The sequence below is a fragment of the Methylomarinovum tepidoasis genome (assembly GCF_030294985.1).
Classification (GTDB): Bacteria; Pseudomonadota; Gammaproteobacteria; order Methylococcales; family Methylothermaceae; genus Methylohalobius; species Methylohalobius tepidoasis.
In genome coordinates this window covers 266,222-293,214 of the sequence record NZ_AP024718.1, presented here as the reverse complement: position 1 = coordinate 293,214, position 26,993 = coordinate 266,222, and the positions used below count along the sequence as shown (strand labels likewise).

The 26,993-nt window shown below is 66.9% G+C and carries 24 protein-coding genes; 12 read left to right on the top strand and 12 right to left on the bottom strand.

The window, feature by feature from the left end; genetic code table 11:
- Nucleotide 1: 1 nt before the first annotated feature.
- On the bottom strand, nt 2-1,363 hold the full coding sequence (locus tag MIN45_RS01440) for a sigma-54-dependent transcriptional regulator (protein WP_286292901.1): 1,362 nt from the start codon (nt 1,361-1,363) through the stop codon (nt 2-4).
- A complete protein-coding gene (locus MIN45_RS01435; RefSeq protein WP_286292899.1) occupies nt 1,360-2,964 on the bottom strand; it encodes a two-component system sensor histidine kinase NtrB in 1,605 nt (534 codons plus the stop codon). The genes MIN45_RS01440 and MIN45_RS01435 overlap by 4 nt, the downstream gene beginning before the upstream one ends.
- A 65-nt stretch (nt 2,965-3,029) precedes the next feature.
- Here MIN45_RS01435 and sucC point away from each other — a divergent pair, with 65 nt between their 5' ends.
- The 3 genes from sucC to MIN45_RS01420 are packed head-to-tail and all read left to right on the top strand — an operon-like array spanning nt 3,030 to nt 6,690.
- Complete coding sequence (gene sucC / locus MIN45_RS01430) at nt 3,030-4,202, top strand: ADP-forming succinate--CoA ligase subunit beta (RefSeq protein ID WP_286292897.1); 1,173 nt, start codon at nt 3,030-3,032, stop codon at nt 4,200-4,202.
- On the top strand, nt 4,199-5,068 hold the full coding sequence (gene sucD / locus MIN45_RS01425; protein WP_286292895.1) for a succinate--CoA ligase subunit alpha: 870 nt from the start codon (nt 4,199-4,201) through the stop codon (nt 5,066-5,068). Before sucC ends, sucD begins: the two co-directional genes overlap by 4 nt.
- Nucleotides 5,065-6,690, top strand: coding sequence for an NAD+ synthase (locus MIN45_RS01420; protein ID WP_286292894.1), 1,626 nt, complete (start codon nt 5,065-5,067; stop codon nt 6,688-6,690). The genes sucD and MIN45_RS01420 overlap by 4 nt, the downstream gene beginning before the upstream one ends.
- On the opposite strand, the gene trhA is transcribed toward MIN45_RS01420, so the two are convergent.
- From trhA to MIN45_RS01405, 3 genes are read right to left on the bottom strand one after another with little or no spacing between them, the layout of a single operon-like run.
- The gene (gene trhA, locus MIN45_RS01415; protein ID WP_286292892.1) at nt 6,657-7,349 is read right to left on the bottom strand and encodes a PAQR family membrane homeostasis protein TrhA; all 693 of its coding nucleotides are present in this window, start codon (nt 7,347-7,349) and stop codon (nt 6,657-6,659) included. The two genes, MIN45_RS01420 and trhA, sit on opposite strands and share 34 nt — an antisense overlap.
- Before the next feature lie 18 nt (nt 7,350-7,367).
- Nucleotides 7,368-7,856, bottom strand: coding sequence for a single-stranded DNA-binding protein (ssb, locus tag MIN45_RS01410; protein ID WP_286292891.1), 489 nt, complete (start codon nt 7,854-7,856; stop codon nt 7,368-7,370).
- 3 nt (nt 7,857-7,859) lie between these two features.
- Entirely contained in the window at nt 7,860-9,251 is a 1,392-nt protein-coding gene (locus tag MIN45_RS01405) for an MFS transporter (RefSeq protein WP_286292890.1), read from the bottom strand.
- A 121-nt stretch (nt 9,252-9,372) separates the two neighbouring features.
- On the opposite strand from MIN45_RS01405, the gene MIN45_RS01400 reads away from it, so the two are divergent.
- From MIN45_RS01400 to MIN45_RS01385, 4 genes are read left to right on the top strand one after another with little or no spacing between them, the layout of a single operon-like run.
- On the top strand, nt 9,373-9,963 hold the full coding sequence (locus MIN45_RS01400) for a HupE/UreJ family protein (protein WP_286292889.1): 591 nt from the start codon (nt 9,373-9,375) through the stop codon (nt 9,961-9,963).
- Nucleotides 9,964-9,969: 6 nt separating this feature from the next.
- Entirely contained in the window at nt 9,970-12,849 is a 2,880-nt protein-coding gene (gene uvrA / locus MIN45_RS01395) for an excinuclease ABC subunit UvrA (RefSeq protein WP_286292888.1), read from the top strand.
- Nucleotides 12,812-13,375 (top strand): Uma2 family endonuclease, encoded by a 564-nt coding sequence (locus MIN45_RS01390; RefSeq protein WP_286292887.1) that lies wholly within the window; start codon nt 12,812-12,814, stop codon nt 13,373-13,375. Before uvrA ends, MIN45_RS01390 begins: the two co-directional genes overlap by 38 nt.
- A gap of 29 nt (nt 13,376-13,404) precedes the next feature.
- Nucleotides 13,405-14,616, top strand: coding sequence for a glycosyltransferase family protein (locus MIN45_RS01385; protein ID WP_286292886.1), 1,212 nt, complete (start codon nt 13,405-13,407; stop codon nt 14,614-14,616).
- Here the strand turns inward: MIN45_RS01385 and MIN45_RS01380 are convergent.
- Genes MIN45_RS01380 through djlA form a run of 3 tightly spaced genes read right to left on the bottom strand, consistent with a single transcriptional unit; the run spans nt 14,613 to nt 17,519 of the window.
- Nucleotides 14,613-16,313, bottom strand: coding sequence for an alpha-amylase family glycosyl hydrolase (locus MIN45_RS01380; RefSeq protein ID WP_286292884.1), 1,701 nt, complete (start codon nt 16,311-16,313; stop codon nt 14,613-14,615). The two genes, MIN45_RS01385 and MIN45_RS01380, sit on opposite strands and share 4 nt — an antisense overlap.
- Nucleotides 16,310-16,639 (bottom strand): DUF6763 family protein, encoded by a 330-nt coding sequence (locus MIN45_RS01375; RefSeq protein WP_286292883.1) that lies wholly within the window; start codon nt 16,637-16,639, stop codon nt 16,310-16,312. Before MIN45_RS01375 ends, MIN45_RS01380 begins: the two co-directional genes overlap by 4 nt.
- A 43-nt stretch (nt 16,640-16,682) precedes the next feature.
- Nucleotides 16,683-17,519 (bottom strand): co-chaperone DjlA, encoded by an 837-nt coding sequence (gene djlA, locus MIN45_RS01370; protein WP_286292880.1) that lies wholly within the window; start codon nt 17,517-17,519, stop codon nt 16,683-16,685.
- A 65-nt stretch (nt 17,520-17,584) separates the two neighbouring features.
- On the opposite strand from djlA, the gene MIN45_RS01365 reads away from it, so the two are divergent.
- A complete protein-coding gene (locus tag MIN45_RS01365) occupies nt 17,585-18,478 on the top strand; it encodes a phosphoribosylaminoimidazolesuccinocarboxamide synthase (protein ID WP_286292878.1) in 894 nt (297 codons plus the stop codon).
- Here the strand turns inward: MIN45_RS01365 and radC are convergent.
- Nucleotides 18,475-19,152 carry a RadC family protein gene (radC, locus tag MIN45_RS01360; protein ID WP_286292877.1) on the bottom strand — a complete coding sequence of 226 codons (678 nt, stop codon included), beginning with the start codon at nt 19,150-19,152 and terminating at the stop codon, nt 18,475-18,477. The two genes, MIN45_RS01365 and radC, sit on opposite strands and share 4 nt — an antisense overlap.
- A gap of 15 nt (nt 19,153-19,167) precedes the next feature.
- Here radC and coaBC point away from each other — a divergent pair, with 15 nt between their 5' ends.
- From coaBC to argB, 4 genes are read left to right on the top strand one after another with little or no spacing between them, the layout of a single operon-like run.
- Nucleotides 19,168-20,391: a bifunctional phosphopantothenoylcysteine decarboxylase/phosphopantothenate--cysteine ligase CoaBC gene (gene coaBC / locus MIN45_RS01355; RefSeq protein WP_286292876.1), complete on the top strand. Its 1,224-nt coding sequence runs from the start codon at nt 19,168-19,170 to the stop codon at nt 20,389-20,391.
- Nucleotides 20,357-20,815 carry a dUTP diphosphatase gene (dut, locus tag MIN45_RS01350; RefSeq protein ID WP_286292875.1) on the top strand — a complete coding sequence of 153 codons (459 nt, stop codon included), beginning with the start codon at nt 20,357-20,359 and terminating at the stop codon, nt 20,813-20,815. The genes coaBC and dut overlap by 35 nt, the downstream gene beginning before the upstream one ends.
- 2 nt (nt 20,816-20,817) lie before the next feature.
- Nucleotides 20,818-23,226: a phosphomannomutase/phosphoglucomutase gene (locus tag MIN45_RS01345; RefSeq protein ID WP_286292874.1), complete on the top strand. Its 2,409-nt coding sequence runs from the start codon at nt 20,818-20,820 to the stop codon at nt 23,224-23,226.
- On the top strand, nt 23,227-24,138 hold the full coding sequence (gene argB / locus MIN45_RS01340; protein WP_286292873.1) for an acetylglutamate kinase: 912 nt from the start codon (nt 23,227-23,229) through the stop codon (nt 24,136-24,138). It begins immediately after the preceding gene.
- Here argB and MIN45_RS01335 read toward each other — a convergent pair.
- From MIN45_RS01335 to hemW, 3 genes are read right to left on the bottom strand one after another with little or no spacing between them, the layout of a single operon-like run.
- On the bottom strand, nt 24,082-25,122 hold the full coding sequence (locus MIN45_RS01335) for a DUF4124 domain-containing protein (protein WP_286292871.1): 1,041 nt from the start codon (nt 25,120-25,122) through the stop codon (nt 24,082-24,084). The two genes, argB and MIN45_RS01335, sit on opposite strands and share 57 nt — an antisense overlap.
- Before the next feature lie 30 nt (nt 25,123-25,152).
- Nucleotides 25,153-25,794 carry an orotate phosphoribosyltransferase gene (pyrE, locus tag MIN45_RS01330; protein ID WP_286292869.1) on the bottom strand — a complete coding sequence of 214 codons (642 nt, stop codon included), beginning with the start codon at nt 25,792-25,794 and terminating at the stop codon, nt 25,153-25,155.
- A 47-nt stretch (nt 25,795-25,841) separates the two neighbouring features.
- Nucleotides 25,842-26,990, bottom strand: a complete 1,149-nt coding sequence (hemW, locus tag MIN45_RS01325; RefSeq protein ID WP_286292867.1) for a radical SAM family heme chaperone HemW — start codon at nt 26,988-26,990, stop codon at nt 25,842-25,844.
- Nucleotides 26,991-26,993: the final 3 nt, after the last annotated feature.

Here is a 26,993-nt window from a genome sequence, read left to right as displayed (position 1 = left end):
GTCAGTCCTCCCCGCCGTCGAGTCCCCATTTCTGCAACCGGTATTTGAGTTGCCGCAGCGTCATCCCCAGACGGCGGGCAGCCTTGGAACGGTTCCAGCGGGTCTGCGTCAGAGCGTCGAGGATGGCGCGTCGCTCGATTTCCCCCAGATAGTCCTCCAGCGAGAAGGGGCCCTCGGGCAGGGGGGGGGCGTCCTTCGGGGAGATGCCGGAGACGGGGGCCGAGGGGGGCGGGAGGTGCAGATCGTCGGCGTCGAGGATTTCCCCCTCGCACAGGGCGGCGGCCCGTTCCAGGATGTTCTCCAGTTCGCGGACGTTGCCCGGGAAATCGTAACGGCACAGCGCCTCAAGAGCGCGCTCGGTCAGCATCAGGGGAGGCAGGCCGTTGACGTGGGCGATGTGGGTGAGGATGCGGTCGGCCAGCAGGGGAATGTCCTCGCGGCGCTGACGCAGGGGTGGGACGGTCAGTTCGATGACGTTGATGCGGTAATACAGGTCCTGGCGGAAGCGGCCCTCGTCCACCAGGGCCTTCAAATTCTTATGGATGGCCGAGAGGATGCGTACGTCCACGGCGATCTCCTCGTGGCCGCCGACCGGGCGGACGCGCTTTTCCTGGATCGCCCGCAGCAGCTTGACCTGCAGGTGCAGGGGGAGATCTGCGACCTCGTCGAGAAACAGGGTGCCGCCGTCGGCGGCCTGGAACAGACCTAGGTGGTCGGCGACCGCGCCGGAAAAGCTTCCCTTCCTGTGACCGAAGAACTCGCTTTCCATCAGTTCCGCCGGAATGGCGCCGCAGTTGACGGCGACGAAGGGCTTGTCGGCCCGCGGGCTTTTGGCGTGTATCAGCCTTGCCACCAGCTCCTTGCCGGTGCCGGATTCGCCGTGAATGAACACTGGCGCCTGGGTGCGCGCCAGCCTGGCGATCTTGCCGCGGATGTCGCGCATCGGCGCTGAATTCCCCAGCAGCAAGTCGCGGGAGCGGCGGTCTTTGGGGGCATCGGTCAGCTGAATGGCGCTGCCCACCAGTTTGCGCAGGATTTGCAGGTCCACCGGTTTGGAAACGAAGTCGAAGGCTCCGCACTTCAGCGCCCGCACTGCCGCCTCCATGTTGCCGTGGGCGGTGATGACCGCCACCGGCAGGTCGGGAAAGCGTTCCTGGATGTAGGCGACCAGGTCGATGCCGTCGCCGTCCGGCAGGCGCATGTCGGTGAGACAGAGCTGGAAGGATTCCCGCTCGAGCCAGGTCTTGGCCTCTTCCAAGGTGGCGGCGCAGCGGGCCTGGACGTTCATGCGCGCGAGCGTCAGTTCCAGCAGTTCGAGGATGTCCGGTTCGTCGTCGACGACAAGGGCGGTGGATTGAGTCATGGCGCCAGGATGACCTCGTTGATGGGGGTGAGAAGAATGCGGAAGCGGCTGCCTTGGGGGCCGTTGTCGTATTCCAGCCGGGCCTGGTTGAGTTGGGCCAGTTCCCGGGCGATGTAGAGACCCAGTCCGGTGCCGCTGCCGGAGGTGGTGAAAAAGGGTTCGAAGATCTGGGACAGGTGTTCGGTAGCGATGCCGGGGCCCTGGTCGATCACCTCGATGCAGGGATGTCGGCCTTCCTGAGTCAGGCGTATCCGGACCGCACCGCCCCCGTATTTGAGCGCGTTGCTGCACAGATTGCTCAGAATCTGTTTGAGCTGGCCGGGATCGACCAGGGCGGAGATCTCCGCATCGGGCAGCTCCAGCTCGACGGATCGGTTGCGGGTTTCCTCTTCGAAGTCGGTGCGGAAGCGTTGCAGCCAGGCGCAAAGTTCCAGGCGCTGGCGTTTGGCCGCGCTGCGCCGCGAGAGCTGCAGGACATTGTCGATGGTTTCGTCCACGCGGCGGACGTGCTTGCGGATGATCGCCACCAAGCGCAGATCCTGGGGATCCAGATGGGGGCTTTCCTCCAGGAGCTGGGCGGCGTGGCCGATGGCGCCCAGGGGATTTCGGATTTCATGGGCGATGCCGGCGGTGAGGCGGCCCAGGGAGGTGAGCTTGCTTTCCTGGACCCGTCTCTGGTGCAGGCGGTCGTCTTCCAGGAAGACCAGGGTCAGGGTCTCCCCCTCCAGAGACAGGCGGCTGGCCCGCAGATGCAGCGGGCCGTGATCGGTCGTCAGCACGGCCTGGTGTTCTGGGTCGCCCCGGGCCTGCCATTCCCGCAGGCTGGCGCTGAGCAGTCCGGGCAGCCCGCTGGCATCCCTGGGCGGCTGCGCCAGCCCCAGCAGCGCCAGGGCGGCCTGATTGGTGAGGCGGAGGCGGCGCTGGTCGTCCAGAACCAGAATCCCCGCTTGCAGGTGCTGGACGATGAAAGCGTTGAGGCGCTGGAGATTGGCCAGGTCCACCTGCCGGCGTTCGGCCAGGGCGGTGCTCTCTTCGGCCCGCTGGGCCAGGGCGACGGCCAGGCCGGCGATGGCGAAATAGGCGATACCGAGCATGGCGGCATAGGTGTAGTGGCTCGCCTCGAAACCGCCGCGCCAGTCGGCGTAGCCTTCCACTCCAAGCACCGCCAGGGCGGCCAGGGCGGCATAACCCAGGGCGCAGCGGCCGCCGATCAACAGCCCTGATGCGGCCACCGACACCGCCAGCAGGATGCCGAAGCCGCTTCCCAGCCCGCCGCAGGCATAGATGACGCCGGGGAGCACGACCAGGTCCAGTCCCAGACGTCCGGCGGCCTGCCAGCGGTAACCGGGACGGCGCAGCCACAACAGCGGCAGGCTGAACCAGGTGGCGGCGGCATAGACGGCGGCCAAGGCGCTGAACAGATCCGGGGCATAGGCACCCAGATGGGCGGGGCCGCGATGGGTGAAGAAGAGGATGGGCAGCAGGGAGGCGGCCGTCAGCTGATACAGGGCGAACACGCGCAACAGCCGCCAGGCCGGCGCGGTTTCGATCCGGTAGGCCGAGTGCGGGCAGGGTTGCAGATAGGCGGCGCTGTCGGTCATGGACTCGCCTCGATGCGGGTGTTGGCATAGAATGGTGACACTTTGCAAATTATAGGCGGCTTGCCATGAACATCCACGAATATCAGGCCAAGTCCCTGTTGGCCGAATATGGCATTCCGGTACCGGCAGGGGAGGTGGCCGAAACCGCGGCGGCGGCGCGGCAGGCGGCCGAATCGCTGTCTCCCGGACCCTGGCTGGTCAAGGCCCAGATTCACGCCGGCGCCCGCGGCAAGGCCGGTGGCGTGGTGCTGGCCCGCACGCCCGAGGAAGTGGCCGAAGCCGCCGCCCGGTTGCTCGGCAAGCGTCTGGTGACCGCCCAGACCGACGCCCGCGGCCTGCCGGTCCATCGGGTGCTGGTGGAGCGGGCCACCGACATCGCCCGCGAGCTGTATCTCAGCCTGACGATCGACCGCAGCGCTGAGCGCATCGGCGTGGTCGGTTCGGCCTCCGGCGGCATGGACATCGAGGAGGTCGCGCGCCGGCAGCCGGAGGCGATCCGGCGCTTCCACCTCCATCCGGCCGCCGGCTTTCAGCCCTACCAGGGACGGGAAATGGCCTTCGCCATGGGGCTCGACGCCGCCCAGGCCCGCCGCTTCGTCCAGATCCTCGACGGTTTGCAGCGGCTGTTCCGGGACAAGGACGCCAGCCAGATCGAGCTCAATCCGCTGGCGGTGACGGCGGACGGCGATCTGGTGGCGCTCGATGCCAAGCTCAATTTCGACGACAATGCCCTGTACGCCCACCCCGACATCGAAACCCTGCGCGATCCTACCCAGGAGGACGAGAAGGAGCGCCGCGCCCGCGAACACGGCCTCAGCTACGTGGCCCTCGACGGGGACATCGGCTGCATGGTCAACGGCGCCGGATTGGCGATGGCGACCCTGGACCTGGTCAAACAGTGCGGCGGCGAGCCGGCCAATTTCCTCGACGTGGGCGGCGGGGTGACCGCCGAGCGGGTCGCCGAGGCCTTCAAGATCATCCTCTCCGACGCCAAGGTCAAGGCCATTCTGGTCAACATCTTCGGCGGCATCGTGCGCTGCGATCTGATCGCCGAAGGCGTGATCGACGCGGTCCGCGAAGTGCACGTCAGCGTGCCGGTGGTGGTGCGCCTGGAAGGCACCAACGCCGACACCGGCCGCCGCCTGCTGCAGGAGGCGCAACTGGCTATCGTCCCCGCCGCCGATCTGCTGGAGGCGGCCCGGAAAGTGGTCGCCGCGGCCAAAGGAGAACTGTCATGAGCGTGCTGGTCGATCGCAACACCCGGGTCATCTGTCAGGGGTTCACCGGCAGACAGGCCACCTTCCACAGCCGGCAGGCGTTGGAATACGGCACCCGGCTGGTCGGCGGGGTGACGCCGGGGCGCGGCGGTCAGACCCATCTGGGGCTGCCGGTGTTCGACACCGTGCGCGAGGCGGTGCGGGAAACCGGCGCCGAGGCCAGCGTCATCTACGTTCCGCCCCCGTTCGCCGCCGACGCCATCCTGGAGGCGGCCGATTGCGGCCTGCGCCTGGTGGTATGCATCACCGAGGGCATTCCCACCCTGCACATGCTCAGGGTCAAGGCGGCGCTGAAGGACTACGACTGCGTCCTCATCGGTCCCAACTGTCCCGGCATCGTCACCCCGGACGAATGCAAGATCGGCATCATGCCCGGTTTCATCCACCGCCGCGGCTGCGTCGGCATCGTCTCCCGTTCCGGTACCCTGACTTACGAGGCGGTGTGGCAGACCACCCGCGAGGGACTGGGTCAGAGCACCTGCATCGGCATCGGCGGCGATCCCATCCACGGCATGACCTTCATCGACGCCCTGGCCCTGTTCGAAGCCGACCCGGAAACCCGTGGCATCATCCTGGTGGGGGAGATCGGCGGCGAGGAGGAGGAAATGGCGGCCGAATACATCCGACACCACGTCACCAAGCCGGTAGTGGCCTACATCGCCGGCCGCACCGCGCCCCCCGGTCGGCGCATGGGGCACGCCGGCGCCATCGTCAGCGGCGGGCGGGGGACCGCCGAGGCCAAGGTGACGGCCCTGCGCCGGGCCGGAGTCGCCGTGGTGGATCTTCCCACGGACATGGGCCGGCGCATGAAGGAGGCGCTGTCATGACCCGGCTGCGCGTGGCGCTGGCCCAGCTCAATTATCTGGTGGGGGACATCGACGGCAACGTCGCCAAGATCGTCGCCGCCGCCGAACGGGCCCGCGACGCGTTGCAGGCCGACGTGGCGGTGTTCACGGAACTGGCGGTGTCCGGCTATCCGCCCGAGGATCTGCTTTTGCGTGCGGATTTCCTCCGCGCCTGCCGAGACGGCCTCGAGCGCATCCGCCGTCAGGTGGGCGGGATCGAGCTGATCGTCGGCTTTCCCGAACGGTGCGACGGGCGGCTGTACAACAGTGCCGCGGTTCTGCGCGACGGCGAGATCCGGCTGCTCTACCGCAAGCGGTGCCTGCCCAACTACGGGGTCTTCGACGAAAAACGCTATTTCCAGCCGGGCCAGGAACCGGGCCTGTGCCTCATCCGAGGCGTGCCGGTGGGGCTGTCGATCTGCGAGGACATCTGGCATCCCGGCCCGGTGGAGGCCAGCGTGCGCGCTGGCGCCCGCCTCGTCGTCAACCTCAACGCCTCCCCCTTCCACGTCCGCAAGATCGCCGAGCGCGAAGCCACGGTTCACGCCCGCATCGCCGCCACCGGGGTGCCGGTGGCGTACGTGAACCAGATCGGCGGCCAAGACGAACTGGTGTTCGACGGCGCCTCCTTCGTGATGGACTGGGAGGGCCGGGTGGTGCGGCGGCTGCCGGAGTTCGAGGAGGCGCTGGAGGTGGCCGAGTTCCGCTGGGACGGGGAACGGGTCGTGCCGGAGGGGGGGCTGGTGACGCCGGTGGCCGGGGAAATCCCCAGCATCCGTAGGGCCATCGTCCTGGCGATTCGCGATTACACCCGCAAGAACGGTTTCAACGGTGCGGTGCTGGGCCTGTCCGGCGGCATCGACTCGTCGGTGGTGCTGTGCCTGGCGGCCGAAGCCCTGGGGGCGGAGAACGTCGAAGCGGTGATGATGCCCTCGCGCTTCACTTCGGAAATCAGCCTGGCCGATGCCCGCGCCCTGGCCGACAATCTGGGAGTGAACTACCGGGTCATCCCCATCGAGCCGGCCTTCCAGGCGTTTTTGCAAATGCTCGAAAAGGAGTTCGCCGGCAGACCTTGGGATGTGACCGAGGAGAACATCCAGGCCCGCTGCCGCGGCGTCACCCTGATGGCGATCTCCAACAAGTTCGGCCGCCTGGTGCTGTCCACCGGCAACAAGAGCGAGATGAGCGTCGGTTACGCCACCCTCTATGGCGACATGGCCGGGGGGTTCGCGCCGATCAAGGACGTGATGAAACTCAAGGTCTACGCCCTGGCCGAGCACATCAACGCCGAAGGGGAGATCATCCCCGGGCGGGTGCTGGTGCGGCCACCCTCGGCGGAGCTGGCCCCGGATCAGAAGGACGAGGACAGCCTGCCGCCGTATGCGGTGCTCGATCCGATTCTCGAGATGTACGTGGAGCAGGACCTGTCGGTGGAGGAAATCGTCGCCGCCGGCTTCGACGAAGCGGTGGTGCGGCGGGTGGTCAACCTGGTGGAACGCAACGAGTACAAGCGCCGCCAGGCCCCGCCCGGGGTGCGGATCACACCGCGGGCCTTCGGGCGTGACCGGCGCTATCCCATCACCAACGGTTTCCGGGCCGGGTGACGCTGCGGCAGGCGGCTATAGAAGAACCACCAGAAACAGCCGATCCCGCCCAGAACCCCCAGGTGCATGACTGCGTGGGGGGCGACCACGCCCGGCACCAGCGTCGGCCAGCGGGCGAAGTCGGCGACGGCGCCGAGAGTGTAGGCCAGCCCGCCCCACACCAGCGGCGCGATGAAGCGGAAGCCGTGACGCCGCCCTAACGCGATGCCCGATCCCAGCCCCAGCCAGCCCAGCCCCAGATACAGGCTCAGCCCCAGGGCTTCCGGGATGGCGTCGAAGAAGGTCACCTTCAGCGCGATGCCGGCGATGGCCAGGCTCCACACCAGCGCCAACACCCCCCAGCGCCCCCAGCCGCTGCGGAAGAACAGCGGCTGCAGCGGCGTGAAGCTGCCGGCGATGAGGGCGAAGATGGCGGCGTGATCGAGACGCAGGAACACTTCGTGGGCCGTCCCTTCGGTGGCGAGCAGGTGATAGACGCCGCTCATGGACAGCAACAGGACCACGGTGAAGGAAAACACCGCCGTGGTGATGCGGCACAGCCGGCAGCCGCCACAACGGCGCCACAGGGGAACCGCCAGTAGGGCGAAAACCCCGGCGCCGATCAGGTGGGTGAGGGAGCTGACCGGATGGGTGAAACCGGGAACCGGCTGGATATCCATCCGATGGCGCGGTCCGTCCTAGAACGGAATGTCGTCGTCCTCGAAGCCGTCGTCCACAGGCGGGGCGCTCGGGGCCGGTTGCGCCGCCGGCCGCTGCGGGGCCTGGGGACGCGGGGCGGGCTGGCCGTGGTCGCCTGCAGGGAACGAGGCACTGCCGCTGTCGCCGCCGCGGCCGCCGAGCAACTGCATCTCGCGGGCGACGATTTCGGTGGTGTAGCGGTCCTGGCCGTCCTGGCCCTGCCATTTGCGGGTGCGCAGCTGGCCCTCGATATAGACCTGGCGGCCCTTCTTCAGGTATTCGGCGGCGATTTCCGCCAGGCGGCCGAACAGCACCACCCGGTGCCACTCGGTGCGTTCCTGTTGCTGGCCGGTCTGTTTGTCCTTCCAGGTTTCGCTGGTGGCGACGCGCAGGGTGGTGACCGCATCGCCGCTGGGCATGTAGCGGGTTTCCGGGTCGGCGCCCAGGTTGCCGAGCAGGATGACTTTGTTGACGCCTCTTGAGGCCATGGTTCAACTCTCCATCGGTTGGGGTTCGGGGGAGGAGGGGGCGAAGCGGGCGACCAGGGCTTCCAGGCGCTCGCGGTTCACCCGCTGTTTGTCGATCTTCAGATAGGCGACCCCTTCTTCCGGGACCACCACCGCCTCGACCACGCCGGGCAGCTTGCGCAGTTTGTGGGCCAGTTTCTGCGCCTGACGCCGGTCGCTCACCTCGACGTGCAGCAATAGACTGCTCACCGGCCGGGGTGGTTTCATCCCCAGGGCGACCAGGCCCCACAGGCCCGCCAGGGCGGCACAGGCGGCGAACACCGCCGCCAGCCCGTAGTGTTCGTGGACCCAGCCGCCCAGGGCGCCGCCGAGGAAGGCGCCGAAGAACTGGCTGCTGGAATACACCCCCATGGCGGTGCCCTTGAGATCCACCGGCGCGGTCTTGGAGATCAGCGACGGCAGCAGCGCCTCGAGCAAGTTGAAGCCGGTGAAGAACACCAGCAGCCCGGCGACGATGCCGGCCAGCTCGGTGTGGTAGCGCAGCAGGCCGAGCTGGGCCAGGGCGATGAGGCCGATGGCGGTCAGAAACACCACCTTCATCTTGTGGCGCTTTTCCGCCGCGATCACCAGGGGCACCATCAGCACGATGGACGCCGCCATCACCGGCAGATAGACATAACTGTGGCGCAGCGGCGGCAGGCCGGCGTACTGTTTCAGGGCCAGCGGCACGGCGATGAAGGTGGCGGTGAGCATGGCGTGCAGGCACAGGATGCCGAAATCCAGGCGTAGCAGGTCGGCATGGGTCAGCACGCTGGTGAAGCGGGCCGGCTGGACCTCGGCATCTCGATGGAAGCGTACCACCGTCGGTGTCGGCACCACGGTGACCAGGATGATCAGCCCCAGCACGGCGAGCGCGGCGGTGCTCCAGAACAGGCCGGACAATCCCAGCCAGTGACCCACCACCGGGCCGGCCACCATCGACGCCGCAAAGGCCAGGCCGATGCTCATGCCGATCATGGCCATGACCTTGGTGCGCTGTTCCTCCCGGGTCAGGTCCGCGGCCAGGGCCATGATCGCGGCGGCGATGGCGCCGCTACCCTGGAGGGCGCGGCCGGCGATCACCTGCCAGATGTCGTGGGCCTCGGCGGCCACCACGCTGCCGGCAGCGAACAGCAGCAGGCCGGCGGCGATCACGGTTTTGCGGCCGATGTGGTCCGACAGCAGCCCGAAAGGAATCTGCAGCAGTGCCTGGGTGAAGCCGTAGGCGCCGATGGCCAGCCCCACCAGTTTGGGGGTGGCGCCTTCCAGCTCGCCGGCAAACAGGGCGAACACCGGCAGGATCATGAACAGCCCCAGCATCCGCAGGGCGAAGATCAGCGCCAGACCGACGGCGGCGCGTTTTTCGGTTCGGGTCATGGGTGTTCGGTTGGTCGATGGATCGGGTCATTTTAACAGAAGGGGAACGGCGCCGGTCCGGGACAGTCTTGTTAAAATGGTCGATTTCGATGTAGGGGGACCGGTTGTGTTGAAACGGGATTTGCTGCGTACTGCGATCGTCTGTCTGCTGTGGCTGCCGGGGCTGGCCGAGGCCCATGCCGCCGGCGGCAGCGGCTTCACTTCGGGGCTGCTGCATCCGATTCTGGGGCTGGACCATCTGCTGGCGATGGTCAGCGTCGGCATTCTCAGCGCCCAGCTCGGTGGGCGGGCGATCTGGCTGGTGCCGGCGGCTTTCGTCAGCTGCATGATTCTGGGCGGGGTCCTGGGCATTCTGGGGATTTACTGGCCGTTCGTGGAGCTGGGCATCACCCTGTCGGTGATCCTGCTCGGCATCGCCCTGGCGGCCCACGGCCACATCCCCGTGGCGGTGGGATTGGGGCTGGCCGGCTTTTTCGGCATCTTCCACGGCCATGCCCACGGCACCGAGATGCCGGAAGTGGCCGAGCCGGTCTGGTTCACCCTCGGCTTCGTCACCGGCACCGTCGCCATGCACCTGACCGGGGTCGCCATCGGCCTGACCGCCGAGCGCCTGCCTTCCGGGGACCGGTGGCTCCGCTACCTCGGCGCTGGGGTGGCCGGGATCGGGGTCCACATCCTCTACGAACTGCTGATGCCGATGGAGATGCTCTGAGCCGGTATGGATCACATCCGCATTCGTGGGGCCCGCACCCACAACCTCAAGAACATCGATCTGGATCTGCCCCGCGACAAGCTGATCGTCATCACCGGGCTGTCCGGCTCGGGCAAGTCGTCGCTGGCCTTCGACACCCTGTATGCCGAGGGGCAGCGCCGCTACGTGGAGTCGCTGTCGGCCTATGCGCGCCAGTTTCTGTCGATGATGGAAAAGCCCGACGTGGACCACATCGAGGGCTTGAGCCCGGCGATCTCCATCGAGCAGAAATCCACCTCCCACAACCCCCGTTCCACCGTGGGTACGGTGACGGAAATCTACGACTACCTGCGCCTGCTGTTCGCCCGCGCCGGCACCCCCCGCTGCCCCGAACACGGCCTTCCTTTGGAGGCCCAGACCGTCAGCCAGATGGTGGACGCGATCCTCGCCCTGGAGGCGGGAAGCCGGTGGATGCTGCTGGCGCCGGTGGTGCGCGCGCGCAAGGGGGAATACGTGCAGTTGCTGGAGGAATTGCGCGGCCAGGGCTTCATCCGGGCCCGCATCGACGGTGAGATCTACGACCTGGACGACCCGCCCCGGCTGGACCTGCGCAAAAAACACACCATCGAGGTGGTGGTGGACCGCTTCCGCATCCGCGACGATCTGGGCCCGCGGCTGGCCGAATCCCTGGAAACCGCCCTCAAGCTCACCGGCGGCATCGTCACCGTGGTGAGTATGGACGATCCCACCCAGGTGCTGACCTTCTCCGATCAGTACGCCTGTCCCGAATGCGGCTACGCCCTGGAGGAACTGGAGCCGCGCCTCTTCTCCTTCAACAATCCCAAGGGGGCGTGTCCGGCCTGTGACGGCCTCGGGATGCAGCCCTATTTCGATCCCGACAAGATCGTCCCCAATCCCAAGCTGAGCCTGGCCGCGGGGGCGATCCGCGGCTGGGACCGGCGCAACGCCTTCTACTTCGCCCTGCTGCGCTCCCTGGCGGCCCACTACGGGTTCGATCTCGAAATGCCGTTCGAACAGCTGCCCGAGGCCGTACGCCGGGTGATCCTCCACGGCAGCGGCGGGGAGGTGATCGAATTCCGCTACTTCGGCAGCCGCGGCAAGGTCAAGCGCCATCCCTTCGAGGGGGTGATCCCGATCATGGAACGGCGCTACCGGGAGACCGATTCCAACGTGGTGCGCGAGGAACTGGCCAAGTATCTGGCCTCGCGGCCCTGTCCCGAGTGCGGCGGCACCCGCCTGGGCCTGGCGGCGCGCCACGTCTTCGTCGCCGACCGCAGTCTGCCGCAGCTGACCGCCCTGTCGATCCGCGACTGTCTGGCCTTTTTCGAGGATCTGCGCCTGCCGGGGCGGCGCGGCCGGGTGGCGGAGAAGATCGTCCAGGAGATCCGCACCCGTCTGTCGTTCCTGGTCAACGTCGGCCTCGACTATCTGAGCCTCGACCGCAGCGCCGACACCCTCTCCGGCGGGGAGGCCCAGCGCATCCGCTTGGCGAGCCAGATCGGTGCCGGGCTGGTGGGGGTGATGTACGTCCTCGACGAGCCCTCTATCGGCCTGCACCAGCGCGACAACCAGCGCCTGCTCGACACCCTGATCCACCTGCGCGATCTGGGTAACACCGTGATCGTGGTGGAGCACGACGAGGACGCCATCTGCGCCGCCGATCACGTGGTGGACATCGGTCCCGGCGCCGGCGTTCACGGGGGACGGGTGGTGGCGGAAGGCCCGCCCGAGGCCGTCTGCACCGTGCCCGAGTCCCTCACCGGCCGCTATCTGAGTGGGGCCGAACGCATCGAGGTGCCGAATTCCCTGAGGCCGCCCGACCCCAAGCGTCAGCTGGTGGTGCGCGGTGCCCGCGGCAACAATCTCAAAGGTATCGACGTGGCCTTCCCCGTCGGCCTGTTCACCTGTGTCACCGGCGTTTCCGGTTCCGGCAAGTCCACCCTGGTCAACGACACCCTGTATCCGGCAGTGGCTCGCCGCCTCAACGGCGCCGACCTGACCCCGGCGCCTTGCGACGGCATCGACGGCCTCGAGCATCTGGACAAGGTGGTGGACATCGACCAGAGCCCCATCGGCCGCACGCCCCGTTCCAATCCGGCCACCTACACCGGCCTCTTCACCCCCATCCGCGAGCTGTTCGCCGCCACCCCCGAAGCCCGCGCCCGCGGCTACACCCCGGGGCGCTTCAGCTTCAACGTCAGGGGCGGGCGCTGCGAGGCCTGCAAGGGGGACGGCGTCATCAAGGTGGAGATGCACTTCCTGCCGGACATCTACGTCCACTGTGACGTTTGCAAGGGGAAGCGCTACAACCGCGAAACCCTGGAGATTCGCTACAAGGGCAAGACCATCCACGAGGTTCTGGAAATGACCGTGGAGGAGGCCCTGGGCTTCTTCGACGCGGTGCCGGTCATCGCACGCAAGCTTCGGACCTTGATGGACGTGGGGCTGGGTTACATCACCCTGGGGCAGAACGCCGTCACCCTCTCCGGCGGCGAGGCCCAGCGGGTCAAGCTGGCGCGCGAGCTGTCCAAGCGCGACACCGGCCGCACCCTCTACATCCTCGACGAGCCCACCACCGGCCTGCATTTCCACGACATCCGCCAGCTCCTTGCGGTGCTGCACCGCCTGCGCGACCAGGGCAATACCGTGATCGTCATCGAGCACAACCTTGATGTCATCAAGACCGCCGACTGGATCGTCGATCTGGGCCCGGAGGGCGGGGCCGGCGGCGGCCGGGTGATCGCCGCCGGAACGCCGTGGCAGGTGGCGGAAAACCCGGCTTCCCATACCGGCCGTTTTCTCCGTCCCAAACTGTTAGAATGGCGGCAAACGTCTGCGGAGGCGTGCGATGACCGCGGTCAAGCGAGAATCCAGGCTCACGGCTGAGGAATACCTCGACTTCGAGCAGAAAAGCTTCGAGATCAAGCACGAATACTTGGCCGGTGAGATCTGGGCCATGGTAGGCGGCACCGACCGCCATAACATCGTGGCCTTGAATCTGGCCAGTTTCCTGAAGGCAAAATTGCGCGGCACCCCCTGCCGCACCTTCATGGCGGACATGAAACTGCGCATCGATGCCGCCGACGCCTTCTTCTATCCCGACGTGTTCGTCACCTGCGACCGGCGCGACCGGGACGAGCGCCTCTACAAGCGTCACCCCCTGTTCGTCGCCGAGGTGGTCTCCCCTTCCACCGAGCTTTTCGACCGCGGCCGCAAGTTCCATTGCTACCGCCAGTCGCCCGATCTGCAGGAATACTGGCTCATCGATCCGAATCGCATCGCGGTGGATGTCTATCGCCGTTTCGGTGACGACTGGCTGCTGCACGGCTACGACGCCGACGACGGGGAGATCCCGCTGGCCGCCCTGGAATTGACCATCGGCATGGGTGAGCTGTATGAAGACGTGTTTTGACCGGCTGGGGATGTAACGGGGAGGAGTGAATGGGAGATTTCTTTCAGAACGGCGTCGTTACCACGCTGCACCGTCTGTCGGACCGGCCGCTTGAGGATCTGGAGGAGGAGCTGATCCGCTTCTCCCGCCACCGGCCCATGTCGCTGGTGTTGCCGTCGCTGTATTCGGAGCTGGAAGGCCGGGCGCTGCCGGCGATCCTGGAGGAACTGGCCCAGGTGCCGTATCTGAACGAGATCGTCATCGGACTCGACCGGGCCGACGAGGACCAGTTCCGCCACGCCCGGGAATTTTTCGACCGCCTGCCCCAGCATCACCGCATCCTGTGGCACGACGGGCCGCGCCTGCGGGAACTGGACCAGCTGCTCGCCTCCCAGGGGCTGGCGCCCCAGGAGCCGGGCAAGGGACGCAACGTCTGGTACTGTTACGGCTACGTCATCGCCTCCGGCAAGGCCGACGTCATCGCCCTGCACGATTGCGACATTCTCACCTACAGCCGCGAGATGCCGGCGCGACTGTTCTATCCGGTGGCCAATCCGGCCCTCAACTACCGTTTCTGCAAGGGCTATTACTACCGCGTCGCCGACGGCCGCATCCACGGCCGCGTCACCCGGCTGATGCTGACGCCCCTGGTGCGGGCGCTGAAGACCGTCATCGGCCCGCTGGACTATCTGGAATTCCTCGACAGCTTCCGCTATCCCCTGGCGGGGGAGTTCTCCATGCGCGTGGACGTGGTGCGGGAGATCCGCATCCCGAGCGACTGGGGCCTGGAGATCGGGGTGCTGTCGGAAGTCCACCGCAACCAGGCCCACAGCCATTTTTGTCAGGTGGAGATCGCCGACGCCTACGACCACAAGCACCAGCCGGTGTCCCAGGACAATCCGGAGGCCGGCCTGGCGAAGATGAGCATGGACATCTGCAAGGCGCTCTACCGTAAACTGGCGACCATGGGCTGTGTCCTCCACCAGGAAACCTTTCGCGCCCTCAAGGCCACCTACTACCGCATCGCCCTGGATTTCGTCGATCGCTACTACAGCGAAGCCCGCATCAACGGCCTGGCTTTCGACCGTCACGCCGAGGAGCAGATGGTGGAACTGTTCGCCCAGCACATCTGGCTCGCCGGCGAACAGTTTCTGGAAAACCCGATGGAAACCCCTTTCATTCCCAGCTGGAACCGGGTGGTGAGCGCTCTGCCCGATTTCCTCGAACGGCTTTACCAGGCGGTCGAGGAGGACAACGCCTAGGCCAGCGCCAGCCAAGCTACCCCATAGGGCGGCAGGGCGATTTCCGCCTCCACCCGTTCGCCGCTCAACAGCTCGTGCCACTGGCCGCCGGGTAGCGGGATCAGGCGGGGGGTGGCGGTGACGTTGTGGAACGCCAGCAGAGTCTGGCTTTCCGTCTGGCGGCGGACGGCGAAGATGGCAGGATCCAGGTCGAGGACCTGCTGCGGGGCGTCGGGGTGGAAGGCTGGCTGCCGGCGGCGTAGTCCGGCCAGACGGCGCAGCTCGGTGAACACACGGGCCTGGGGGGAGTGGGGATCGGCCAGGCGGGCCTGGAGCGCGTCCAGGTCCCATTTGTGGCGGTTGATGGCCCGGGGGGCGCCGGTTTGCTCGACGCCTTCGCGGTCGTTTTCGGTGCCCAGCAGGCTGAGGATGTAGAAGGCGGGGATGCCCTGCAGCGCCAGCATGATGGCGTGGGCGCAGCGGTGCCGTTCGACGGCCAGGCCGTCGCGGCCCTTGGCGGTGCCCTGCATGGCGCTGAACCAGGCGATGTTGAGCTCGTAGGGGGCGCGGCCGCCGTCGGGGGTAGCGCGCCAGGAAACCAGCCCGCCCAGTTCCTGCATCCCGGCCACCAGGCGGTCGATCTCCTCGGGCGGGACGATCCCCTCCAGGGGCCGCAGGCCGATGCCGTCGTGGCAGGCGAGGAAGTTGAGGAAGGTGCAGCCCGGGGGCGGCGGTTCCAGGTTCGCCGCCCAATGGTTGAGATAGCCGACATCGCCGGTGTAGAGGGCGTGGAGCACCAGGGGCGGCAGGGGGAACTGGTAGACCACGTGGGCCTCGTCCCCCTGACCGAAATAGCTGATGTTCTCCCGGTGGGGGACGTTGGTTTCGGTGATGAGCAGGGTGTCCGGGGCCGCCTGCGCCACCACGTCCCGCAGCAGCTTGACCACCTCGTGGGTTTCCGGCAGATGGATGCAGGGGGTGCCGATCTTCTTCCACAGGTAGGCGATGGCGTCGAGGCGGATCATCCGGGAGCCTTTGCCCAGGTAGTACAGCAGAATGTCCAGGTATTCGAACAGGACCTTGGGGTTCTGGAAGTTGACGTCGATCTGGTCCGGGCTGAAGGTGGTCCAGAGCCAGCGCGGGCCGCGCACGGTTTCGAAACGGGTCAGCAGCGGGGTGGTGCGGGGGCGGACCACCTGTGACAGATCGGTGCCGGGATCGACTTCGATGAAATAGTCGCGGCCCGGGTCCAGGTCGCGCAGATAGTTCTGGAACCAGGCGTGCCGGCTGGAGACGTGGTTGATGACCAGATCCGTCATCAGGCGGAAGTCGCGGGCGATGGCCTCCACGTCGGGCCAGTCGCCCAGTGCGGGATTGACCCGCAGATAGTCGATGACCGCAAAACCGTCGTCGGAGCTGTAGGGGAAGTAGGGCAGAATGTGGACGCTGCTGACCGCATCGCCCAGATGCGCGGTCAAAAACCGGTGCAGGGTGCGCAGCGGCGTTTCATCCCGGCTGCGGATGCTGTCGCCGTAGGTGATGAGCAGCAGGTCGCGCTCGCGCCAAAGCGAGGGCGGCGCCGGATGGGTTTCCGGGGCGAAGCCGGCCAGCTTTTCCAACAGGTGGTCGGTGAGCGCGTCGGCCTGCGCCTCGCCGTAGAGGAATGCCAGGCGGTTGCGGATGCGCTGGCGGTATTCGGAGGGGAAACGGCCGTTCATTCCCGCTCTTCGTGGAAGGCGTCGTCATCGCCGCGGGCAGGGAAGTCCCCGTCCTCCCATTCCTCGCCGCCCTCCTCCAGACCCATCTCCGAATAGGGAATGTCGTCCGGCTCCACGTCGTCCAGGGGGGCGGCCCAGTCCTCCGGGGGCTCGATGGGTTCCAGGTTCAGCTCCTGCCAGGCGTCGAAGTCCAGTTCGTCGATGTTGCCGTCGTGGTACTGGATTTCGATGGCGCCGGAATCCTCGTCGACGGCGACGACCTCGAATTTCTGATCGGTTTCCAGATCCAGATACCAGTTGCCGACGATCGGATCGAGTTCGTTCATGGCAGCCTCCGTATCGAGGGGTTTCCGCTTAATCTAGCACAGCTCAACGGTGTTGCCGATGGTTGCGGATGATCTCGTAGGCTTCGCGGATCTTCTGGGTTTTTTCGGTGGCGATCCTGACCATCTCCTCCGGCAGGCCCTTGGCCACCAGCTTGTCGGGATGATGCTGGCTCATGAGGCGGCGGTAGGCTTTTTTGATTTCGGCGTCGCTGGCATCGGGAGAGACGCCGAGCAGGGCGTAGGCATCGCTCAGACTGGGCTGCTGGCGCCGGGGGGGCGGACGGTGACCGTGGCGCTGCTGGTACTGATGCTGGGCGTAAGCCTGGGTGAAACGCAGCTGGGCTTCGATGAAGGCGCGCAGGGCCTGAAACTCGAAGCGGGAGAAGCCCAGCCGCTGGCAGATGTGCAGCAGCAGGCGCTCCTCGGTGGGATGGAGACGGCCGTCGGCGTAGGCAGCCTGGAGCTGGATCTCCAGAAACAGGCGGATCAGCGACGCGCGCCGCCCCACTTCCTGGCGGAACTGGTCGAGGGTGGCGTCGAGGGGAAAGTTCGGCGACTTGCCCTCGCGGAACAGGCGGATGGCGGTTTCCCGCAAATGCGGCGGCAGGTCCATGCGGTCCATGATCTGACGGGCGACGGCGATCTCCTCCTCGGTGACGCGGCCGTCGGCCTTGGCCAGGTGGCCCATGACCGAGAAGGTGGCGGTGAAGAAGGCCATCTGGATGCGTTCCTGTTGTCCTGCGTCCATGCGCGGCAGGGATTGGAACTCGCCCAGGCCGCGGTCGAACTGATGGCCGACGGCGGCGCCCAGCAGCGCGCCCAGGGGACCGCCGAGCATGAAGCCGAAGGTGCCGCCCAAGACTTTGCCTAACCAGCTCATTGGTGCTTGCAATCTCCAGTAAAATCAGCATTATGACACGTTTGCCCGACCAGGAAAAAACGCCCATGCCCCCCGAGACCCTGTTCGAATCCAATCTCCGGTCCCTCGAGCTGCTGGGTCGCGGCAAGGTCCGCGACATCTACGCCATCGACGCCGAGCGCCTGCTGATCGTCACCACCGACCGGCTGTCCGCTTTCGACGTGGTGTTCCCCGATCCGATCCCCGGCAAGGGGCAGGTGCTGACGGCGGTGTCCAGCTTCTGGTTCCAGCGCCTGTCGCACCTGATCCCCAACCATCTGCTCGACGTGCCGCTGGCGGACATTCTCCCGGACGCGGCAGAGCGCGACCAGGTGGAAACCCGGGCGGTGGTGGCGCGCCGCCTGAAGCCGCTGCCGGTGGAGGCCATCGTGCGCGGCTACCTGATCGGTTCCGGCTGGAAGGATTATCAGCGCACCGGCGGGGTCTGCGGCATCGAACTGCCGCCGGGGCTGCGCCTGGCCGAGAAACTGCCCGAGCCCATCTACACCCCTTCCACCAAGGCCGAGATCGGCACCCACGACGAGAACATCGACTTCGAGCGCACCGTCGAACTGCTGGGCCGGGAAACGGCCGAAAAAGTGCGCCAGGTCAGTTTGCGGATCTACACCGAGGCGGCCGCCTACGCCTTGGAGCGCGGCATCATCATCGCCGACACCAAGTTCGAGTTCGGCCTCGACGAGAAAGGCGAGCTGTATTGGATCGACGAGGCCCTGACGCCGGATTCTTCCCGTTTCTGGCCGGCGGAGCGGTACCGGGTCGGCGTCAGCCCGCCGAGCTTCGACAAGCAGTTCGTGCGCGATTACGTCGAATCCATCGGTTGGAACAAACGGCCCCCGGCCCCCCGGCTGCCGCCGGAGATCATCGCCAAGACCGCGGAGAAGTACCGCGAGGCCCAGCGGCGTCTGCTGGGGGAGGGCTAAAGCCAGCCGTGTTCGGCGAAGGAAAAGGTTTCCCCGTCGCCGACCACGACGTGGTCGAGCACGCGGATGTCGAACAGCCCCAGCGCCTGCACCAGACGGGCGGTGATCTGGCGGTCGGCACCGCTGGGGCTGGGGTCGCCGGAGGGGTGGTTGTGGGCGAAGATGACGGCGGCGGCGTTCAGTTCCAGGGCGCGGCGCGCCACCTCGCGGGGATGGACGCTGGCCCCGTCGATGGTGCCGCGGAACAGCGGTTCGTAGGCGATCAGGCGGTGGCGGGTGTCGAGAAACAGGGCGGCGAAGACCTCGTAGGGCTGATCGCGCAGCTGGCGCACCAGAAAGGCGCGGGTCACCTGGGGCGAGGTCAGGGCTTTGCCCCGCTGCAGGCTCTCGTACAGATGACGGCGGGCCATCTCCAGCGCCGCCTGCAGTTGCACGTATTTGGCGCTGCCCAGTCCCTTGCAGGCGGTGAAGGTCTTGGCGTCGGCCTGCAGCAGGGCGCGCAGGGAGCCGAAGCGGGCCAAAAGTTCGCGGGCCAGGTCCACGGCGGTCTTGCCCGGGATGCCGGTGCGCAGGAAAATCGCCAGCAGCTCGGCGTCGGACAGGGCCTGGGGCCCGCGTTGCAGCAGTTTCTCCCGGGGGCGCTTGCCCTCGGGCCAGTCGCGAATCGTTTTCATAGTCTGCAAGCATAGATGGAATTTCGAACACTGTCCCGGCGCCGGATTCTGCTCGGTATCACCGGCGGCATCGCCGCCTACAAAACCGCCGAGCTGGTGCGCCTGCTGCGGCGGGCCGGCGCCGAGGTCCAGGTGGTGATGACCGAGGCCGCCACCCGCTTCATCACGCCGTTGACCCTGCAAGCTCTGTCGGGCCGGCCGGTGCGGACCGGCTTGTTCGACCCCCGGGCGGAGGCGGCCATGGGGCATATCGAACTGGCGCGCTGGGCCGAACAGGTGGTGATCGCCCCGGCGAGCGCCGATTTTCTGGCTAGACTCAGAATAGGCATGGCCGATGATCTTTTGACCACTCTGTGCCTGGCGACCGAAGCGCCCGTCGCCGTGGCGCCGGCGATGAACCGGGTCATGTGGCAGCATCCGGCGACCCGGGAAAACGTCGCCGTGCTGCGGCAGCGGGGCGTCGACATCTGGGGACCGGCCGAGGGTGCTCAGGCCTGTGGCGAGGCAGGGCCGGGACGGATGCTGGAGCCGGCTGAGATTTTCGAACACCTCGAAGCCTGTTGGCGGGGCGGGCCGCTGGCGGGGCGGCGGGTGCTGATCACCGCCGGCCCGACCCGAGAGGCCATCGATCCGGTGCGTTTCCTCAGCAACCGCAGCTCCGGCAAGATGGGCTACGCCCTGGCCCAGGCCGCCCGGGAAGCCGGGGCCGAGGTGGTGCTGGTGAGCGGTCCGGTGTCTCTGCCCTCACCGGCCGGTGTCGCGGTGGTGGCGGTGGAAAGCGCGGCGCAGATGTATGAACAGGTGATGGCGCGGGTGGCCGACTGCGACGTTTTCATCGGCGCGGCGGCGGTGGCCGACTACGCCCCGGTGACGGTAGCGGGGCAGAAGCTCAAGAAGCACCGCGACCGGCTGCAGCTGGAGCTGGTCCGGACCCCGGACATCCTGGCCGCCGTCGCCACCCATCGGCCGCGCCCTTTCACTGTCGGTTTCGCCGCCGAAACCGAACGGGTGCGGGAATACGCCCGGGACAAGCTGGCGCGCAAGGGATTGGACCTGATCGCCGCCAACCCGGTCGGTCCCGGCCAGGGATTCGACCGGGACGACAACACCCTGTGGGTGTTTTGGCCCGGCGGGGAACGGGATTTGGGTACGGCCTCCAAGAAGGCGCTGGCCCGGCGACTGATAACCTTGATCGGCGAACGTTATGGACAAGAAAATCGAACTGAAGATTCTCGATGACCGTCTGGGCCGGGAGATTCCCCTGCCGCACTACGCCACCGAGGGGGCGGCCGGACTGGATCTGAGAGCCTGCCTGCAGGCGCCGCTGACCCTGGCGCCCGGGGAAACCACCCTGATCCCCACCGGCCTGGCCATTCACATCGGCGATCCCTCCCTGGCGGCGGTGTTGCTGCCCCGTTCCGGCCTCGGCCACAGGCACGGCATCGTTCTCGGCAATCTCGTGGGGCTGATCGATTCCGACTATCAGGGCGAAGTGATGGTGTCATGCTGGAATCGGGGTTCCGAGCCTTTCACCATCGAGGTGGGAGAGCGCATCGCCCAGATGGTGTTCGTGCCGGTGGTGCAGGTGGCGTTCGAAACCGTGACCGAGTTCACGCCCAGCCGGCGGGGCAGTGGCGGTTTCGGGCATACCGGGCGGCATTGACCATGGGTCTGGCACGCTGGTTGATTGTCCTTCTCATCGTCGCCGTGCTGGCGCTGACGCTGACGGTGGGCGGGGTGTATTTCTTCTCCTGGCGTCAGGCCCAGGAAGACCAGGCATCGCACTGGGCCGCCTACGCCAAGGCGGTCGCCGCCCAGATCGGCGCCCGGGCCGAGGGGACGCAGCAGCTGGTCGATGCCCTGGCGCGCGATCCCCGCTGGGAAACCGAGCTGGCCGGGCAGCCCTGGGACGCCATCGAAGCCCGGTTGCAACGGATGCTCCCGGACGCCTTGTGGGTGCGTCTGCTTCCCGTAGGCACCGATGTCGGCCAGGGCGTGCTCAGTTTCGCCGATCTGGACCTGGCCCAACGGGCCGTGAGCGCCGCGCCGCCATTGGCGATGCACGGTCTCGGCTCCCCTCAGCGGCATTTGGCTCTCGCCCGCGCGATCCGCAGCGGCGACCAGGCGCTGGCGGTGCTGCTGGTGGCGCTGGACCCGAAATGGCTACAGCGCGATCTGACACCGCCCCCCACTGGCGCCTACGCCCTGATGCAGGGCAAGGCGATGCTGGCGTTTCGTGGCGATGCTGCGCTCAAAGGTATGACGCCGGAGGGCAGGATTCAGGTGCCAGGAACGGAATGGGAGATCGTCTATTGGCCGGTTGGGAAGGATTCGGGGCCTGTTTACGCGCTGGTCTTGTGGGCGGCGGCAGTGGCGGTCATCGTGTTGACTGGATATTTCGGATGGCGCCGGATCAGCCGGTCGTTGCAGGCGGACGTGGCCATGCTGCTGCGCTTCCTCGATGATTGGCGGTTGGGGAGAAGGCAGGAATTTTATCCGCTCAAAGCGAAAGAACTGCAACCGTTGATTGACCGGTTGCTGCTTTTGTCGCCTCCTGTGGACCGTGCGGAACTCAAGGAGGAGGACGAGGCGTTACGTCGGGAGGTCGAGCGAAAAACCCGAACCGATTCCGGTGCTGTGAAGGTGAGTGCGGACAGTACCGGATCCGGGGATGTGGAGGTGTCCGAGACGACCATCCAGGTTCCCGCAAAGCGCGTTTTCCAACCCTGCGACCTCAGGGCGCCGCTTGCGGAACTGCCGGTGGAGGTGTTTCAGGCCCTCGGCCAGGCGATCGGCACCGAAATCCAGGCCCAGGGCGAGCAGGCCGTGGTGGTGGGGCGGGACCGGCGCGAGGGCAGCGAGGCGTTGGCCGCCGCGCTTGTCGAGGGGTTGTGCGCCAGCGGTCGGGACGTCATCGATCTCGGCGCCGTTCCCGCCCCCCTGGTCCACTTCGGTTGCCATTACCTCAACGTCCGCTCCGGCCTAGTGGTCACGGGCGGGAGCTGCCCGCTGGAATACGGCGGCCTCAAGCTGACCATCGCCGGGGAGGCCTGGTCCGGCAAGCGTCTTTTGGAACTGCGGCAGCGTCTGGCGCAAGGACGGTTCGCCAGCGGGATGGGGCAGGTGGAAAACCGCGACCTTTTGGCCGACTACATCGGCACGGTAATGGACGACGTCCAGCTCGGCCGGCCGCTCAAGGTCATCGTCGATCGCGGTGTCGGTACCGTCGGCGAGACGGTGACTGCCCTGCTGCGCACCCTGGGGTGCGAGGTGGAGGAAATCCACAGCGAGGGGCTGTTCGACCCGGCCCGGCAGGACGCGCTCACAGCCCTGGGGCGGCGGGTGGCGGCCGACGGCGAGGCCGAACTGGGCCTGGCGTTCGACGCCGACGGCGACCGCCTGGCGGTGGTCGACGCCCAGGGACGCTGGGTGCCCGCCGACCGGGTGCTGATGTTGCTGGCGGGGGACGTGCTGTCGCGGGAGCCGGGGAGCGACATCGTATTCGACACCGAGTGCAGCCGCCATGCTTCCCGCTACGTGGTCCAGCACGGCGGCCGGCCGGTGACGGCATTGCCTTTGCCGTGCCAGCTGCAGGCCAAACTGCAGGAAACCGGGGCGGCGCTGGGGGGCAGCTTCAGCGGCCATCTGTGGTTCCGGGAACGCTGGATCGGCAGCGACGACGCCATCTATGGCGCCGCCCGGCTGGTGGAGGTGCTCTCGGCCGATCCCCTGACCTCGGACGAGCTCTTCGCCGGACTGCCCCAGAGCGTCGTCACCCCTTATCTGGAGACCCCTTTGGAATCGCTGGAGGAAACCGAGCGCACGTTGAAACTACTCCAGCAGACGGCGGACAGGTTCTTCGACGATGCCAAGGTCGATGCCGGTTTCGGGGTGCGCATCGATTTCGCCACAGGCTGGGGGGCGGTACGGGCGGCCTACGCCCGCCCGGCGCTGCAATTCCGTTTCGAGGCCGACGATACCGCGGCGCTGGAACGCATCCAGGGACGGTTCCGGGACTGGTTCGAAACCCTCGAGCTGGCGTTGCCGTTGCCATTTGACCAGGGAGAAAAGTGAATGGAAAGCCAGAAACCGTTGTCCGAACGCTACGCCGATCAGATCGCCCACGTTCTGATCGAAGCCTTGCCCTACATCCGCCGTTTCCGGGGCAAGACCCTCGTCATCAAGTACGGTGGCAACGCGATGGTGGACGATAGCCTCAAGCACAGCTTCGCCCGCGATGTGGTGCTGCTGAAGCTGGTGGGTATCAATCCGGTGGTGGTGCACGGCGGCGGCCCGCAGATCGGCCGCCTGCTGGAACGCCTGGGCAAGACCAGCCGTTTCGTCGAGGGTATGCGGGTGACCGACCGGGAGACCATGGACGTGGTGGAAATGGTCCTCGGCGGCCTGGTCAACAAGGAAATCGTCAATCTGCTCAACCAGCACGGCGGCCATGCCGTGGGCCTGACCGGCAAGGACGGCGGCCTGATCCGGGCCCGCAAGATCGTGCTGAGACCGAAAGATCCCGTGGCGGAGGCTTCGGAGATCATCGACCTGGGGCACGTCGGCGAGGTGGAGCGCATCGACCCTGCCGTGGTGGACATGCTCGTCCACGGCGATTTCATTCCGGTCATCGCTCCCATCGGGGTCGGGGAGGACGGGGTGTCCTACAACATCAACGCCGATCTGGTGGCGGGCAAGATCGCACAGGTGCTGCAGGCGGAAAAGCTGATCCTGTTGACCAACACCCGCGGGGTGCTGGGCAAGGACGGAGAACTGCTGACAGGTCTGACCGCCGCGGAGGTGGAGAGGCTGATCGCCGACGGCACCATTTCCGGCGGCATGATTCCCAAGATCCGCTGCGCCCTGGACGCCATCGCCGGCGGCGTGCGCAGCGTCCACATCATCGACGGCCGGATCGAGCACGCGGTGCTACTGGAACTTTTCACCGACCGGGGCATCGGCACCCTGCTGGGAGGCAAGGCTTAGGCCCGCTTCGATGAAGGGCGGAAATTCCGCCCGCAGCTGTCTGACCTTGTCGCTGTGGCACAGTGCCTGGCCGACGCTGGAGAGTTTGCAGCGCACGTCCAGAAACAGCGTGTCCTTTTTCTCGCCGCGGATACGGGCGACGGTCAGGGAGATGTCGTCGTCCTGGCGGGGATCCTGGGTGTGGATGAGGGTGGGGCTGTCGATGAAGATGGGCGTGGTGGCGTGGGTCTGCACGTAGATGCGTGCCAGCTGCCAGGCCCGCTCGCAGTCGATGCGGGGGCGGCAGGAAGCGACGCTGAGGATGATCCGCTGCCTGGCCGAAGGCTGGCTGTCAGGACGGGTGGTGGCCACCGCGGCGGCCTGGAAGTGCCGGCGCAGGCGGCGGAAGCGTTCCAGAGCCTGGGTGAACTTGCGTTCCAGGGTTTCGCGGCTTTTTCTCTCGCTGGCGATCTTTTCCTCCGTCAGGCGGATCTGCTGCCGGATCGCCGCGATTTCCCCGGCCAGCGCCTTGGGAACCTTGCGGCCGTCGCGTTCTATTTGTGCCGCTTTGTGGATCTTCTGCTGCAACAGGGCGGCGAGGCGCTTGCGGTTGGTCTTCAGGACCCGGATGCGGGCGTCGATGGTGTTCAGCTGTCCTTGCCGTGCGAGCTGCAGGTCCTCCTCGCTGCGATAGGTGCGCAGCAGGGCGCGGTCGCGGGCCAGCTGTTCCTCCAGCAGCCGCTTTTCCTCTTGGCGCAGCCGGGCGAGGCGGGCCTCGCGGGCCAGCTCCTCGGGGGTTTTGGGTCTGTCGACGACCTCGAGTTTGCGCAGCTGCTGCTTGTCGTAGATGATGCGCCGCTGGCGGGCCGCTTCCGCCGGGATCGTATCGGAATAGTGGACCTTGCCGTTCGCGTCCACCCAACGGTAGAGCCTGGCGCCGTCTTTTCCACCGAAGGCGGGTGCGGCCAACACGATGCCGAGGACGAGCAGGGCGATACGATGCATACTTTAAGCGTAGCCGTTTCCTGCGGCCGATCAAGCGCCGTAGTCGCGGCGGTAAGCGCGGATGGCTTCCAGCTCCGCCTGGAAACGCCCGCTTTCGGCCAGCCAGGCGATGACGTCGCCCATGGTGACGATGGCCTGCACCGGCAGGCCGTAATCCCGTTCGATGGCGGCGATGGCGGACAGGCCGTCGTCGGTCCGCTCCTCCCGGTCGAGGGCGATCAGCACGCCGCAGGGTTCGGCGCCGGCCCGGCGGATGATTTCCACCGATTCGCGCACCGAGGTGCCGGCGGTGATGACGTCGTCGACGATCAATACCCGGCCCTGCAGCGGGGCCCCGACGATCAGCCCGCCTTCGCCGTGGTCCTTGGCCTCCTTGCGGTTGAAGGCGTAAGGGTAATCCTTGTCGTAACGTTCGGCGAGGGCGATGGCGGTGGCGCAGGCGAGGGGAATGCCCTTGTAGGCCGGTCCGTACAGCATGTCGCAGCTCAAGGGGCTGTTTTCCAGGGCGTCGGCGTAGAAACCGCCGAGCCGGCGCAGGCGCTTACCGCTGTTGAACAGGCCGGCGTTGAAGAAATAGGGGCTGATCCGGCCCGATTTGAGCTGGAAGCGGCCGAAGCGCAGGGCGCCGGCTTGGATGGCGAACTCGATGAATTGGCGTTGATAGGGGTACATCGGTGACGAGAATCGGGTTGATGAGCGCCTATCTTACCGCGTATCGCTCAGGTGGTGAGACGGGCCAGCACGGTATCGAGAAAATTCCAGCCGGTGTCGCTGCAGCGGAGCGTGTCGCCATCGCCCTCGAGCAGGCCCTGTTCCAGCAGGGGGGCCAGTGCCGGCTCCAGGTGGGAGAAGGGCAGGCCGGTGCGGGCTTCGAATTCGCCGCGGTAAAAGCCCTCCCGCAGCCGCAGGGCGTTCATCAGAAACTCCAGCGGCCGCTCGGCGGGGGCGATGTCCTGGTGGCCGCCGAGGCGGGTGGGCGTCCCGGCCTTCTCCAGGTAATGCCACGGGTGACGGATCTTATGGCTGCGGACGATCCGGTTTTCGGCGGCGAAGGTCAGCTTGGCGTGGGCCCCGGCGCCGATGCCGAGATAGTCGCCGAAGCGCCAGTAGTTGAGGTTGTGGCGGCAGCGCCGGCCCGGGCGGGCGTAGGCTGAAATCTCGTAGCGCTCGAAGCCCGCCCGGGCCAGACGCTCCAGGCCGGCCGTCTGGATCGTCCACAGGCGGTCGTCGTCGGGCAGCGGCGGGGGATGTTTGGCGAACAGGGTGTTGGGTTCCAGGGTCAGCTGATACCACGACAGGTGAGCCGGTTCCAGGGCGAGGGCGGTGTCGAGGTCGTGGCGCGCGTCGGCCGGCGTCTGTCCGGGGAGGCCGAACATCAGATCGAGGTTGATGCGTTCGAAGCCGGCCCGCCGGGCGGTCTCCACCGCCTGGACGGCCTCTGCGGCCGTGTGAATCCGTCCCAGGCGCTGGAGTTTGTCGTCCTGGAAGGACTGGACGCCCAGCGACAGCCGGTTGACGCCGAGCGCCCGGAAAGCCTCGAATTTGGTACTTTCCACCGTGCCGGGGTTGGCCTCGAGGGTGATCTCGATGTCGTCGGCCCAGGGCAGCCGGGCCCGGATGCCCGCCAGCAGGCGGGAGAAGGCTTCCGGGGAGAACAGGCTGGGGGTGCCGCCGCCGAAGAAGATGGCGATCAGCGGCCGTACCTCGAGGGTTTCAAGATCCTGGTCCAGATCGGCCAGCAGGGCCTCGACATAGGCGCGCTCCGGCAATTTCCCGGCTACCGGGTGGGAATTGAAGTCGCAGTAGGGGCATTTGCGCACGCACCAGGGCAGGTGGACGTACAGGCTCAGGGGCGGGGTCTGCAGCATGTC